Annotated in this window: 12 protein-coding genes; 3 read left to right on the top strand and 9 right to left on the bottom strand. The window is 35.2% G+C overall.

Going from position 1 to position 14,497, the window contains the following annotated elements; all coding sequences use genetic code 11:
• Window positions 1–48: 48 nt before the first annotated feature.
• From ACYVEC_RS28310 to ACYVEC_RS28345, 8 genes are all read right to left on the bottom strand, one after another.
• On the bottom strand, window positions 49–1,197 hold the full coding sequence (locus ACYVEC_RS28310; RefSeq protein ID WP_098556817.1) for an acyl-CoA dehydrogenase family protein: 1,149 nt from the start codon (window positions 1,195–1,197) through the stop codon (window positions 49–51).
• Between the two features lie 152 nt (window positions 1,198–1,349).
• Window positions 1,350–1,982: a YdcF family protein gene (locus ACYVEC_RS28315; RefSeq protein ID WP_063225232.1), complete on the bottom strand. Its 633-nt coding sequence runs from the start codon at window positions 1,980–1,982 to the stop codon at window positions 1,350–1,352.
• A gap of 329 nt (window positions 1,983–2,311) precedes the next feature.
• Window positions 2,312–2,899, bottom strand: a complete 588-nt coding sequence (locus tag ACYVEC_RS28320; RefSeq protein WP_098556816.1) for a GNAT family N-acetyltransferase — start codon at window positions 2,897–2,899, stop codon at window positions 2,312–2,314.
• Between the two features lie 584 nt (window positions 2,900–3,483).
• The gene (locus ACYVEC_RS28325) at window positions 3,484–4,812 is read right to left on the bottom strand and encodes a YjiH family protein (RefSeq protein ID WP_098556814.1); all 1,329 of its coding nucleotides are present in this window, start codon (window positions 4,810–4,812) and stop codon (window positions 3,484–3,486) included.
• Between the two features lie 113 nt (window positions 4,813–4,925).
• Entirely contained in the window at window positions 4,926–5,804 is an 879-nt protein-coding gene (locus tag ACYVEC_RS28330; protein WP_098556812.1) for an aminoglycoside phosphotransferase family protein, read from the bottom strand.
• Window positions 5,805–6,323 carry a GNAT family N-acetyltransferase gene (locus tag ACYVEC_RS28335; protein WP_275719571.1) on the bottom strand — a complete coding sequence of 173 codons (519 nt, stop codon included), beginning with the start codon at window positions 6,321–6,323 and terminating at the stop codon, window positions 5,805–5,807.
• 168 nt (window positions 6,324–6,491) lie between these two features.
• Complete coding sequence (locus ACYVEC_RS28340; RefSeq protein ID WP_275719570.1) at window positions 6,492–6,926, bottom strand: ferritin-like domain-containing protein; 435 nt, start codon at window positions 6,924–6,926, stop codon at window positions 6,492–6,494.
• Window positions 6,927–7,085: 159 nt separating this feature from the next.
• Window positions 7,086–8,306, bottom strand: a complete 1,221-nt coding sequence (locus tag ACYVEC_RS28345) for a YhgE/Pip domain-containing protein (protein ID WP_142332837.1) — start codon at window positions 8,304–8,306, stop codon at window positions 7,086–7,088.
• Window positions 8,307–8,438: 132 nt separating this feature from the next.
• On the opposite strand from ACYVEC_RS28345, the gene ACYVEC_RS28350 reads away from it, so the two are divergent.
• The gene (locus ACYVEC_RS28350; RefSeq protein WP_307828229.1) at window positions 8,439–9,056 is read left to right on the top strand and encodes a TetR/AcrR family transcriptional regulator; all 618 of its coding nucleotides are present in this window, start codon (window positions 8,439–8,441) and stop codon (window positions 9,054–9,056) included.
• 56 nt (window positions 9,057–9,112) lie between these two features.
• On the opposite strand, the gene ppsA is transcribed toward ACYVEC_RS28350, so the two are convergent.
• Window positions 9,113–11,719: a phosphoenolpyruvate synthase gene (ppsA, locus tag ACYVEC_RS28355; protein WP_460509375.1), complete on the bottom strand. Its 2,607-nt coding sequence runs from the start codon at window positions 11,717–11,719 to the stop codon at window positions 9,113–9,115.
• A 449-nt stretch (window positions 11,720–12,168) separates the two neighbouring features.
• Between ppsA and ACYVEC_RS28360 the strand changes: the two genes are divergently transcribed.
• Together ACYVEC_RS28360 and ACYVEC_RS28365 are read left to right on the top strand one after the other, a co-directional pair.
• Window positions 12,169–12,828 (top strand): DUF1796 family putative cysteine peptidase, encoded by a 660-nt coding sequence (locus tag ACYVEC_RS28360; RefSeq protein ID WP_098556802.1) that lies wholly within the window; start codon window positions 12,169–12,171, stop codon window positions 12,826–12,828.
• Between the two features lie 588 nt (window positions 12,829–13,416).
• Window positions 13,417–14,274 carry an MBL fold metallo-hydrolase gene (locus ACYVEC_RS28365; RefSeq protein WP_199677761.1) on the top strand — a complete coding sequence of 286 codons (858 nt, stop codon included), beginning with the start codon at window positions 13,417–13,419 and terminating at the stop codon, window positions 14,272–14,274.
• Window positions 14,275–14,497: the final 223 nt, after the last annotated feature.

Below are 14,497 nucleotides of genomic sequence, written 5' to 3' on the forward strand. Positions count from 1 at the left end.
TCAAAACAACTATATTGTACATAGACAATAAAATTCAAGTTAAAAAACCTACGAACGAAATGCCGCATCCGCCAACATAGATAGTGTTGCATCATCCATCGGTGGATTGTGTAATCCTGCTCTGACATTTAAATAGTAACGATGAAGCGGATTTTTTTCTGATAAACTTTTTGCTCCTACGATGCGCATAGATTTATCCACTATGGATATCGCCGCATTCGTTACTGCATATTTCACTGCTGCTAGTTCTGCTTGCAGCGAAAGTTTATCTTCTGCCTCATCGTACTTTTTCGCAATTTGATATAAAAAGACGCGAGCTTGCATAAGCTCGAGTTCTAATTCTCCAACTAATCTTCTAACATTCGGTAATAAACTAATAGAATGGTTTAAACTATTTGGCTTGTATGATCCCGCAAACTGAACTGCATAATTTCTTGCAGATTGTGCAATTCCTAAATAACATGCTGGTATATGTAGCAACCAGCCAATACCCTTTTGTTTCACTTTCCCGCCTTTTACATCCGTAAAAAAGCGGTTTTCTATCTCTACATTTTGTAAGACAAGGTCGTGACTAGCAGTCCCTCGCATCGCAACGCTATCCCACGTTTCTTCAATGGATACACCGAGCGTATTTCTTGGAATGACAAACTCACCAACTTCTTCACGGCCTTCAATACTCGCTGAAATAATAAAATAATCAAGTACTGGCGCCATCGTTGTAAAAGTTTTTCTTCCATTTATAATCCACTTCTCGCCTTGTTGAACCGCTATTGTTTCTGTTTTTCCACCACGCGTCGGACTCCCTGTTTTCGGCTCTGTTGCTGCCCGGTTAAAGAGTGCACCATTACGCACTTCTTCGCAAAACCATTTGAACATCTCATCATTCCAAGAGCGATTTTCCGCCAGCTCTTTCACAATGCCAATATGCCAGCCAATCGATAATGCAGTAGCTCCGCAGCCTTCCGCAATTTTTTCTTGAAATAAAACGAAGTCATATAAAGAAATCGCACTACCACCAAATTCTTTCGGTAACGTTAATTTCGTATATCCGATATTTTTCAAATCATTTATATTTTCATACGGAAATGATCCTAATTCACTTAGTTGATGCTCCCTTTCCATGAACTTCGGAATCAATTTATTTATTTGTTCAATAATTAAAGATTGTTTTTCTGTTTCAACAAATGAGAGTGCCATACTATAATCTCCTTTATGCTCGATTCATAAACCGTTCATTTTGTCATTATGATTATATGAAGCTACCTCTCTATTGTTTCACTATTCCGATAAAAATACAATGTTTTTGACTAATAAGAAAAGTTCCTATTGAAAGATAGGTTCTTTTCTTATTAGTCCCCCTTCAATGCCTTTAACGGCAAAGAGGTTACATATCCAATATACGAGAATAATTCTTTAAAGAAGAATGGTATTTCTGTATCTAACGTTTTATATGCTGATGTCGGCGTTGGTGAAGCATATGCTTCAATATTAATATGTTTTGCGATTCTCATTGCGCGTTTCATATGAAGTGGATCACTTACAATCGTGTATGTGTGTATGCCGTTCTCTATTCCAACTTGCTTCGCATTTTTTAAATTTTCTTCAGTGAAAAGGGATTTTGTTTCAATTAAAATATCTTCCTCTTTTACACCTTGTTTCATTGCATATACTCTTGCAGTACGCGCTTCCTCAAGTTCTGCCTCGAACTTTGTACCACCTGTAAAAATAATCTTTTTAATATTTCCGTTCTTATATAAAGAAATCGCGTGATTAATTCTTTCTTTAAATACAGGAGATGGTTTTCCGTTCCATGAAGCTGCTCCTAGTACGATACCAGCATCCGTTTTCACGTCATCATTTGCTTTAAAACGATAACTCCAAATATCGTAAGCTGCATAACTTACATATAAAATAGCAGAACAAATCATTAGTAAAAATACTTGAAAGATTCGTCTTTTCTTACTCTTCTTATTTTCTTTCATTTGTAATTGCCTCCGTACATCATCCATACTTCTATAAAAAACATTTATATCAAATCGTTTTGTTTGAGTTTATTTAAAAGAAGGAACTTTACTTGTTATTTATGTATAAAAGGGTTTTCATTTAAAATTGAGGATTATCAATTCATTTTCATTTGCGGTTTTCATTACATTTTTTAAATTCATAAGTTTATTACCATACAACTACATTGTAACGAATTTTTTCTCAGAAGGGAACGATGAAACAAAAGGAATTAAAATAAAGTAGCATTTTGTAAGAAAAAAGGTATATTTTTCATACATCACGAACAATATACCTTTCAAAACACGAATTATAGCTTTTCTTTATACAACTCTAATTTTTCTAACAATTTTTCTTTTACGCCTGGCCATTCACTCGAAATAATACTGTACACAACTGCATCTCTCACATAACCATTCGATAATTTTCTTTCATTTCTAAGCACACCCTCTTTTACTGCGCCTAACCTTTCAATTGCTCGTTGTGCTTTTTCATTTCTTGCATCCGTCTTAATTTGTACTCTCCGCATATGCAGTTTTTCAAAAGCATACTGGAGAAGCATATACTTACACTCTGTATTTATACTCGTGCGTTGCACACTTGGATGATACCACGTTTGCCCTAACTCGACTGTCTTATTTTCTACTGAAATATTATATAAGCGTGTACTCCCTACAATCGTATTCGTCTGTTGATCCACTACAACGAAAGGTATTTGTGTACCCTTTCCATAACCTTGTATCGCTTTTTGAACATATTGCTGCATATCTTGAACACTATCCATTTTAGAGATTAAATACGCCCAAATATCCCGATTTCCTTCTACAATCGAAAACAAAGTTTCGACATCATCACTATCCATTAACCGTAACTTTGCTCTTTCATGAATCATTTCCATTTGTAAGCCCCCTTTTTCTTACTATACCATACAAAATAACACCTTATTATATAGATAATAAAATATTAAAACCTACTTTTAAATGCACTTACATTCAATTTTTAATACCCCACCAAAAATCTCTAACAAATACCGTTTACATCCCATTGTATCAAGTTAAATTTATATTGGTTTCATTTCATGTGAAGTTTTTCTAAAAGTCTAGTGTGCGTTCTTTAAAGAGTTGCACATCGAAAACTCTATTATTTTTACAAAAAGATTATTGTTTTTTTCATTTATGGATCAATTTTTCAGGTTGATAGTATGGATAAATCTGGATAAAACCCCAAAAATACTATATAATAATAAAGCGAAACTTTAATCAGTGAAATTTTTACGGTTAATTAATATGGGGTAAATGGGAGGGTATAAAAATGCTAGATCAAATCACTTGGGGAACGCCAGGAAGCTTATTATGCTTAGGATTCTTTTTTGCAGGGTTAGGAATTTTCTTAAGAAGTATTACGTCATATACGAACAACAAATAAAAGAAGCCTTCCTTTTACAGAAGGCCTCTTTTGTTATAGCTTTATCTTTTTAAAACTTTAAAGCAACAAATAAGCAATCGGCGTAATAATAAGCAACGTTAATATCGTTCTCTGCACGTACAGAACAATAAGTTCAGATACTTTTAACGGAATATCTGTCGATAAAATACATGGAATGGAAGCGGAGAAAAACAATATAGATGAGACCGAAACAACCGCAATGACAAACTTTGTCACAAGTGGTGCACTTACAACTAAAAGAGAAGGTAAAAACATTTCTGCAATACCTACGGATGCCGCTTTAGCAGCTAAGTCTGCTTCTGGTAATTGTAATAGCCATGTAAATGGATAAAAAATATAACTGATCCAATCAAATATTGGTGTGAATTTCGCTAAGACGATACCAATTAATCCTACTGACATAATAGATGGTAAAATTCCCATTGTCATAATAAAACCGTCTTTTAAGTTCACCGCGATATTTTTCATAATATTCGGTGCAGATTTTGATACTTCTAACGCATCTTCCCAAGCACGTTCTAGCATTTTCTCCTTATAAACAGGCTCTGGGAACCCTTCTTCCGTTACATATGTATCTGGTTTTCTACTAAGGGGCGGGATTCTTACGGTGATAGCAGTTACGATGAATGTTACAACAAGAGTAGTCCAAAAATAAACATTCCATAAATGCATAATGTCTAATGTTTTTGCGATGATGATCATAAATGTAGCGGATACTGTAGAAAAACCTGTAGCAATAATAGCTGCTTCTTTTGTCGTATACTTTCCTTCTTTATATACGCGGTTCGTGATAAGAAGCGCAAGCGAATAACTTCCCACAAAGGAAGCAACCGCATCGATTGCCGATCGTCCTGGTGTTTTCCATAATGGTCTCATAATCGGACGGCAAAATGTACCAATAAATTCTAGCAATCCATATCCGACTAATAACGCTAAAAAAGCCGAGCCAATTGGAACGAGTAAACTTACCGATATTACTAGTTTCTCATACAAAAACGGCCCTACATCTGGCGCAAAGAACCAAGCTGGTCCCACTTTAAAACAATATAGTACACTGAAAACAACACCGACTACTTTTAAAATAGAAAAACAAACATCTACGATAGATGCATTCCATTTTTTCGTATAAAACGGGTAAATCGCACCCATTACCATAACAAGTAGTGCATAATAAGGTACTACTCCTGGAACCGAAGCCCGGACCCAAGATACGATATGATCAATCATAATGGACGAAGCACCGTTTATTGTAATCGGTACGAAAAACATAAACACCCCAACGAGACTAGCGAGTATAAACCGAAGAATAGTCCCCTTCTCACTCCCTGTCTTAATTACATTCCTTTTTAATTCAATTTCACTCAAAATTCGACACCTCCCATTTATCTAAATATTCTGTATAATTACGTTAGATTCCTTCTTTCGATTTCTAATATTTAATCATATGAAAAAACCTATTTTGAAATAGGCTTTTTCTATTAGTTCTCATAATCATCCACAATCACTTGAATGACACGATACGATTCTTCTGCTATTTTTTCATTACTATCTCTATTCGCATCATATGTAATTAACGCCTTCCAAAGTGCCCATCCTCTCGCCCTATTCCACGTTTCTTCATCTATGTGCAATACTTCTTTAAATACACCTCTACTATTCTTATCAAAAAACGTCCATGCCATCGCTGCATCACAGGCTGGATCTCCTACTCCTAAAATACCAAAATCAATTACAGCACAAAGCTTTCCCTCTTTAACAAGTAAGTTCCCTGGCGCTACATCTCCATGAACCCAAACTGGCTTACGCTCCCACTTCGACTGAAGTGCTAAATTCCAAAGATGCTTTAATACTATTTCATCAAAAACGTTCTTATTATTTTCAATAGCATCTCTCGCCTCTTCATCATATACAGATATAAGCCCGCCTCGGTAAAAATTATGTGCTCCAGCTATCGGTCCGTTACTCGCATCAATAGATTGCAATTCTACTAAAAATAATCCTAAGTCTGCCGCAAATTCACTTAAGTCACGAACGTTTTGTTTCGTAACGGTCTCTCCCTCTATCCACATATTAATAGACCAAGGCCATGGATACACTTCAGATGGATTCCCTTTCGCAAGTGGTGTAGAAATCGGTAAAGAAAGCTCCTCACTTAATATAGGTAGCCACTTATTTTCTTTCTCTACTTGCGGTGCATATGCCGCCTCACTTGGCAATCTTACACTCATCTCATCCCCTAAGTGAAACGTTCTATTATCATGCCCACTAAACTTTACAGGTTTCACTTCTAAATGTGCCCATTCAGGAAACTGTTCCTGTATTAACTTTTCTACTAAACTTACGTCAATTGAATTCATTCACTTCCTCCTTCTTTTTTGAAACTTACTATGTCCATCCTTACTACCGATATATTCAAAACCATTTTTCTTATAAAAATCATTTAATGTACGGTTATGTCCAACACAATCTAACTTCAAATACTGTTTATCACTTTGCATATTCTCATCTATCCACTGTAAAATGTGTTCTCCTATTCCATTCCCCTTATACTTCCGTTTCACCGCAAATCTATGAATATATAATGAATTAGAAACATCCTCTTTACCAAAAATATGTTCATCCCATTCATTTTGTTTAGGAGATGCTGTAACTGTACCGACAATTTCCTCTTCTTTCATTACAACATACGTATATTTCTCTTTTATGCCTTCTAATATTTCAGCCGTTGCTTCTTCTCCTAAAAGATACTGCCATTGATCTACTTTTTTATGTTGTAGCCACTTTGCTACTTCTTTTAATAGAGTAATAATACTATCACTTTCATCTTCCGTAGCAATTCGAATTGTATATTCTTTCGTTATTGTATTTCTCTCCATATTGCGTTCCCCCTTTCACATGTTTGCTTTTTCTTTTATTGATTTTATTTTTATACATTATATACCAAAAGAAACTACTATACCTTAAAGATATCTATTATTCGACTTGTATTACACCACAAAAAAACCGTTCCACTACTAATGAAACGGTCTTAACCCCCTAGATATCTACTTTGACTTCACAAAATAATATAAAAACCATACCGCATGATTTTGTTCATCGGTTGCTATTCTGCGCAACAACTCTTTCATGTTCGCATCTGATGTTTCATCTGAAATTTCCAAATAAAAATCCACTGTCTTCTGTTCATCTTGTATTGCGAATTCTAATCCTTGTAAGTACGTATTCGGACATTCTTCTGTAATTTGTGGTTTCGGCTGTTGACCAGTTAAATTTGTATAGATTTGTACAAAATGTTGAAAATGCTTTATTTCATCGTTACGAATTTCAAGAATTTGATTTCGTTCTGCCTCATTTGGAGCCATGTTGGCTAATTTCGCATAGCAATTTATAGCACTAAACTCTCCATTAATTGCTTTCTCAATATCACGAATGAGCTTATCATTTTGCCTATACCAATCATAATAATTCGAATTATACATCGTATCCCCTCCATTATTTCGCATAACATTTTATGCAATTTGAAATAGCAGGAGCATGTATACAAAAAGTATCACAAATACGAACTCTTCATTTCTCTATAGACTAATAACCATTTCACCACAAAAAAAACGCTTCACTACGAGTGAAGCGTTTTTTTTCTAAGCGTTCAATTCTGTTTTATGTTCCTTTATTGCACTACGTTTGAAAGCAGTCATTAAAATAATAACCATACTTACCGCACCAATCCAAACGAGCACAGTAACAGGTGTACTCCAGCTTAACCCTTTTCCGAAGAAGAATATTCCTCTAAGCCCTTCAATCATAAATCGCATTGGTAACCATGTGTAAACCCAGTCTTGATAAAATGACGACAACATTTCAGGTGCTAATGATAATAACGGTGCACCGAAGAATAGTAAGAGTGCGAATACACCAATTCCTTTTAGTCCAACTAGTGAAAGTACCGCTGATATCATTAAGAAGAAACTAAACGATGTAATGGATAAAAATAAGGCCGTATCGGTGAAATTTGAAATATTTAGTCCTACCATTCCATCCGCAATCCATGTCAGACCAAACCCAATTACAATTGTCGCAACTGCTCCAGCTACTATTTGTTTTAATTTTAATACAAAGTTTTCTTTTCTTGAACCTACCGGCATTTTACTTATCGCAATAAAGATAATCGCTGCACTCGCTAAACTTGCGATCCATAACGGCTGGAATAATGAAATTGGTGAGTTACCGTTCGCACTATTTTTTCCGACCTCATTCACATTTGTCACGTTCTTTACAATAGGTGTTACTAATTTCGCAGCTTGGTCTGTTGTTAAAGTAGCTCCTTTTGCTTTCAATCCTTCTAATAGTTGTGTACGAGCAGTATTGTTCATATTATCTACTACACCATTCAACATTTGTCCTGCCACAGTTGATGCTGCTGTATTCATTCCTTGATTTATGAATATTTCTACCTCTGGCGAAGATGGTTGTGGTGTTCGTAGTGATGCCTGCTTTGTACTAAATTCTTTCGGAATGACTAATGCTGCATAATAATCTTGATTATTTAAACCTTTTTGCACGGCTTTCTTATTTTTCACTTCTACCCACTTTACCGCAGATTCTTCCTCTGATTTTGATGTCTTTTTCATATTATCAACGATCGTTTGCCCCATATTCATTTTCGGTTGATTCGGAATTTCTACTCCTTGATCCTCATTTACAATTGCGATTGGCAAATTTTTCGGCTTAGGTTGAACGGTTGGAAATAATGTTAATGAAAAAATAAAAACTACAAGTAGTGCAATAACTGGTGATAACATTAAAAGTTTATTTTTAAACATTTTCTTTTCTCCTCCTATAGTTTGATTTATAATAACCAACAACGTGTTGTTTATTTATATTTTGAATTATATGTTCGAGTTGAACCTTATACAATAATCAAAAATCGTGAATGTGTCGGTTATCATACACATTCTTGAAATGTGTTGGCTAAAATGAAGGAGGGACACGCTTTGCGCGATAGTAATTTAGATTTACGTGTAATTCGTACGAAAACTGCCATACGAAATGCATTAGTGGAATTAATTGAAGAAAAAGGTTTTGAAGCTATTACAGTGAAAGATATTACAACGAAAGCAAACATAAATCGCGGTACTTTCTATGCCCATTATCAAGATAAATTTGATTTAATGACGAAATGCCAAGAAGAAATTATGTATGAGTTTTCTAGCATTGCCAAACAGAAATTTCCGGAAGTTATTGCTGACCTTGGATCAAATCCTTCCCCAACAATGCCGTTTATACTTATCACTTCTATTCTTGAATTTCTAAATGAAAATAGTGATTTTATGAAAGCTGTGTTAAGCCCAAATGGAGATTTATCTTTCCAAACAAAACTGAAAGACTTTATGTGGAAAACACTATTTGAAGATACGAATGGTGCTCTCATTAATAAAGAGAACTTACTTGTCCCAAGTCAATACTTAGCTTCTTATATGGCATCTGCTCATATTGGTGTTATTCAGCAATGGTTAAATAATGGACAAAAAGAAACACCTGAGGAAATTGCTCGTATTTTATCAACAATCGCAGTTCATGGACCTTTTTATGCAGCTGGGTTAAAAAAGTGAGTTGTTGCAAAATAAAAAGATCATCCACTATTTATAGCGGATGATCTTTTATTTCATTACAACACTTCAATATACCCTTCAGTTCCATGTACCCGAATTCGTTGTCCGTCTTTTATTAATCTCGTAGCATTCTCTACTCCGACGACTGCTGGTAATCCGTATTCACGTGCAATCACTGCTCCGTGCGTCATAAGTCCGCCAACTTCAGTGACTAACCCTTTTATAGACACAAACAATGGTGTCCAGCCAGGGTCAGTAAAAGCCGTAACTAATATATCTCCCTCTTCTAAATTCGCTTCTTCCATGTTTAAAATAACGCGAGCTCTCCCCTCAACTATTCCAGAAGAAACAGGCAGACCTACAATCGCGTCAGCTGGAAGGTTTTCTCGTTTATATTTACCTGTAATGATTTCTCCATCAGACGTCATTACACGCGGAGGCGTTAGTTTTTCATATAATTTATAATCATTTTTTTGTTTATGAATAAGCTCATAATCTAGTTTCATCGTGCGAACAACTTCGTGAAGCTCTTCAAATGTTAAATAGTATATATCATCAACTTCATAAATGACACCGCTCTGCACAAGTTGCTCAGCTTCTTTCAGTAACGCTTGCTTATATATGAAATAACGATTAATCATGCCGTATTTCGGATATTCACGATAGCCAATAAAATTACGGATGTTACGAATCATTCGCTTCGTTTCTTCTACTTTTTGTTCTCCATCTGACAAATGCTGTAATCGCTCTAATAACTCTTCTTCTTTGTTCAAAGCTTCCTGCAGCCCTTCTTCAAACTTCCGCTTACTAGCACCATATTCAAAGTCTCTTACATTATTTAAAATCATCGGGATAATGGTTATTGGCTTCTCACTCCAGCGCGTTTTCGTAATGTCGATTTCGCCGCTACATCTCATTCCGTATTTATTTAGAAAAGCAACGATTGTATCTCGAGCTTTTTCTCCGCCTTTATACTGAACAAGTTCATCTAAAAAGTTATCCTCTTCTACATGTTGTAAATACGCAATAACTTCTGGATATGGCCGAATCACATCAGCAACATCCATTAATGCTAAACCCATTTCTGAAGTAATATTACTTTGTACTGATTGAGAAAGGGTGTCCGCTGCATTCTTTTCACCTAGCCATTGCTCCATCTTTTCATTGATCCATGTTGAAGCATTCATACCTGCCATAATGACAGCCATACTTTGCGGATGAAATAGTATTTTCTTTAATTGCTGAATATCTTCCAAAATAAAATCAAGTACATCCACCCCTGATTTCGTTTGCATGTTTCGTTTTAACTCTTCGATTGATGCTTGACTCTTCTTTATTAAATCCATAACGATTGCCGGATTGTTTTCGATTTGTGGTTGCGAGCTTACAGGTGGCCCGCTTTTACCAACACTCTTTTCTTTTTCATCATCTGGTAACAATTTAATAAAATCATCTCGCTCGACTACAGTCGTTAATGCATCTTTAATAAGTGGTTCCGAATTCCCTATCGTATTTAATAAAAGTTCTCTACTAGTAGGCGAAGCCAATCTTTGTGCAACATCAACAAACAGCCTTCCCCCAGCTTGAAACCTCGGTCCAAAGGATGTTAACTGAAATAAAGACATTCCTAATGGCTTCAAAGGATCAGTCATCATTTGCTGGTGACCAACCGATACATACACATGATTTTCCTGATCATTTGCTTCCGGAATTGGATATAAAGTCGTGATTGGCCTGCTTTGGACAATATAAAATGCATCATCAACTAAACACCATTCGATATCTTGCGGACAACCGAAATAAGCTTCGATCTGCCTTCCGATCTGTGCTAATTGTAAAATTTGTTGTTCAGACAATGTTTGAATCTTTTGCTGAGCCGGATCAATCTGTTTCGTCTCTGTTCCGCCCTCTTTTAAAGCATAAATAGCTAATTTTTTAGTTGCTATCATCGTTCCGGTAATTTCGCCTTCTTTTACTTTATAATTATCGGCAGAGACCAATCCTGATACCAATGCCTCTCCCAGCCCAAAACTGGCATCGATTGATAACACCTTTCGGTTAGAAGTAACTGGATCAGCAGTAAATAAAATGCCCGAAGCCTGCGGGAAAACCATTTTTTGAACGACAACACATATAGAAACTTGTTTATGTTCAAAACCATTTTGCATACGGTACATGACTGCTCGATCTGTAAATAAAGAAGCCCAGCACTTTCTTACATGCTGCAAAATTGCTTCTTTTCCAATGATATTTAAATACGTATCTTGTTGACCAGCAAACGAGGCATATGGTAAATCTTCAGCCGTCGCACTAGAACGAACTGCATACGCATGTTCATTTCCAAAACGTGAGAGATATTGAGCTACCGCTTCCACTACATCAGAAGGGATTTCTACTGCCATAATGATTTCTCTAATCTTCTTACTGATTTCACCAATTTGAGCTCGCTCTTCCTTTTTCAACTTTGTTAGCTGCTGCAATAAAGTTTGAAGCTCTTCATTTTGCTCGATAGCCTTTTCATATCCTACCGTTGTAACACAAAATCCTTCTGGCACTTGTATCCCTTGAATATTGGATAACTCCCCTAAATTCAAGCCTTTTCCACCGACAAGTGAAAGCTGCGTTTTTTCTATTTCCTGAAAATCGAGAACGAAAGAACTCATATAACATCTCTCCTTACTATACATGTGTTCTTGATTGTAGCAGTAGTACATGAGAATAAACAGTCTATTTCGAACTTGATTTACATGATATAATTAAGTTAGGAAGAGATTAAAAAACGCCCCAGTTGCTTCATTCTGCAATTGGGGCTTCTTATTTTCGCTCAATTTCAAATTATAATTTACTCACAACTCACTTCAATGTAGTTCTGTTTTTCCACTTTTTTTTATAAAAACGCCATTAATTATCACACACAATTCTTACCTCAACAAATGGTATATAACCCGAAATACGCTTTAGTTTATCCTCCTGTGAGCCTTTTCACAGGAGTTTTTATACATACATATATTATTTATAATGAATCAGTTCTCCTATTTTTCAAAAGCATATTCTGTGTCATAGTAACGCTTTTTAGAATTTATATATACCTTCTAATTTTTCTAAAAAAAGGATGATTGTATTGGAAATGAAAGGGCCTCAAGGCATTTATGATGATGTTATTAGTTTAGGGGAAAATTGTTATACTGCTATTCATCTAAAAAAATATAGGCTGCGGAAATATTCAGGTCCTCTAGATTGGTTTGAATCACCGAATCTTTCTTCTATCAACAAATTATTGAAAAATAATTTTATAGACTTTATGGATTTAAAAAACATGCACGCAATGCCGGATCAAAATATTGTGTTTAATGATGGCGTGATACAACCTGTTTTTTCTCATATTATAAAAGACACAAAATATAACGTAACATCCTATCATGATTTCCCTGTTATTCCAAATGAAGATTGGTTCATCACATACCATGATTTTAAACAAAAATTAGATCGAAGAATTGATAATTTTTACGAAAAAATTCATCATTCACAATCCATTTTATTTGTTAGATGGGGCGGAAACTTGACTGAAGCGCTAGAATTACAAACAGTTTTATCAAATATTGTTAAAAATAATTTTAAGATTCTTTTACTCTATCCAACAGGACTTGAAAATGAAATAAACGAATTAGAATGGGGGCTTGATCATGTTTTTCCCATTCAAGTTTCAAGTAATTATCAAAATAAAAGAACTTGGTATGTCCCCTTAAAAGATATACACTTAAAACCCAAATAATAAGTAGCTAATACTATGCAATTCAAATAATGAACAGTGAGGCTATCGTCTTTCACATGCTTGTGGAAAAATTTCTTTCGGTACATTCGTTAAAGATAAGATTATTAACCTTCCTCTCAGAAAATACAAATGCGGAGCGTTCCAGATTTATCCTATCAGAACGATTGGTAGATGAACGAATTCTTCTAGGCAATAAGCTTAAAAATGAGCCTGTTGCCTAGAAACATACTTTAATTGATACTTAAACATTCTTTGATTATGTAAAACATTTGTACAAGTAATCGTTTCATTTAATGGATTAATATCAACTACTGTTATGTAATTTTTAGGTAACCCGACATTATAATATCTAGATGAAACTTTTATTAACCTGTAACCCCTCCCAAAAAAATAGTAAAAACTACGACTTTACAATCAATATTTTTTGTTTGCACTTTATATAAATTGATACGTCTCCACCTTAATTCTAGGAGTAAATTATTGTTTTTTTGTAATCCCCCACTAATTCTTTTCTCAAATCCTCCAAAATGGATTTTCAAAATTAGGGAACTATAATGTCGTATTAACATATATTAAGGGGGATAAAAAGTGGACAATGAGATGAATTATGGAAGTGATTACAAGTTTATTCCAGCAACTTCAATTGAAAGTGGTCATGGCATTGAAGTATTGCCTGATTTATTTTGTTACACGATTCAAATCGTCAACATCTGTTTTGTTGGAAATCCCGAGAGCAATGATTTTGTTTTAGTTGATGCTGGTATGCCTAAATGTGCAAATGAAATTATCTCTGTCGCTGAGGATCGATTTGGTACAAACAGCCGCCCAAAAGCAATCATTTTAACTCACGGGCATTTTGATCATGTTGGTGGAATAATTGAACTCATCAAGTATTGGGATGTTCCAGTCTATGCCCATCAAATGGAGATACCGTTCCTGACTGGACTACAAAGCTATCCTGAACCAGATCCAACAGTTGAAGGAGGTATGGTAGCGAAAATGTCCCCTCTGTTCCCTAACGAACCGATTGATTTAGGAAATAGCATAAAAGTGCTACCTACAGATGGAACTGTTCCCCATATGCCAGAGTTTAGATGGCTTCATACTCCAGGACACACTCCAGGACATATTTCATTATTCCGAGAAAAAGACCGAACATTAATTGCTGGGGACGCTTTTGTTACAGTGAAGCAGGAATATCTATATAAGGTAATTACTCAGGAACAAGAAATAAGCGGTCCGCCTCGTTATTTAACAACAGACTGGAAAGCTGCTAAAGAATCAGTTATTAAACTAGAGAAGTTAAAGCCTCTAGCCGCTGTTACTGGCCATGGGATACCGATGTCAGGTGAATTGCTATCAACAAGCCTCAAAACACTCGTTCAAGAATTTGATAAAATTGCTGTACCTGATTACGGAAAATATATAGATGAAAAGATAAATTAAACAAAAAACTAAAATGTATCACAAAATCAAAACATCAAATAATGTTAAAATATGTAAAAACAATAACCTTAGGCAACATCTCTATTTTAAGAATGGAACTATCCTTGTTGAATAAAACTCAATATTCTGCAAACACCACCTGTAGTGTAGCCTGCTTCTTACCCAGGTTGTACTTCTTACCATAAAAAAGAGCAGTCATAAGTGAAGTGACCCCTAAAAGTTA

The organism is Bacillus sp. MN7755, from assembly GCF_054771475.1.

Excerpts from the sequence above, each read along its gene's own strand:
- ACYVEC_RS28335 (WP_275719571.1), bottom strand. The coding sequence starts at position 6,323 with ATGGAGAGAAATACAATAACGAAAGAATATACAATTCGAATTGCTACG.
- ACYVEC_RS28360 (WP_098556802.1), top strand. The coding sequence starts at position 12,169 with ATGATTGTATTGGAAATGAAAGGGCCTCAAGGCATTTATGATGATGTT.
- ACYVEC_RS28330 (WP_098556812.1), bottom strand. The coding sequence starts at position 5,804 with ATGAATTCAATTGACGTAAGTTTAGTAGAAAAGTTAATACAGGAACAG.
- ACYVEC_RS28315 (WP_063225232.1), bottom strand. The coding sequence starts at position 1,982 with ATGAAAGAAAATAAGAAGAGTAAGAAAAGACGAATCTTTCAAGTATTT.
- ACYVEC_RS28340 (WP_275719570.1), bottom strand. The coding sequence starts at position 6,926 with ATGTATAATTCGAATTATTATGATTGGTATAGGCAAAATGATAAGCTC.
- ACYVEC_RS28310 (WP_098556817.1), bottom strand. The coding sequence starts at position 1,197 with ATGGCACTCTCATTTGTTGAAACAGAAAAACAATCTTTAATTATTGAA.
- ppsA (WP_460509375.1), bottom strand. The coding sequence starts at position 11,719 with ATGAGTTCTTTCGTTCTCGATTTTCAGGAAATAGAAAAAACGCAGCTT.
- ACYVEC_RS28320 (WP_098556816.1), bottom strand. The coding sequence starts at position 2,899 with ATGGAAATGATTCATGAAAGAGCAAAGTTACGGTTAATGGATAGTGAT.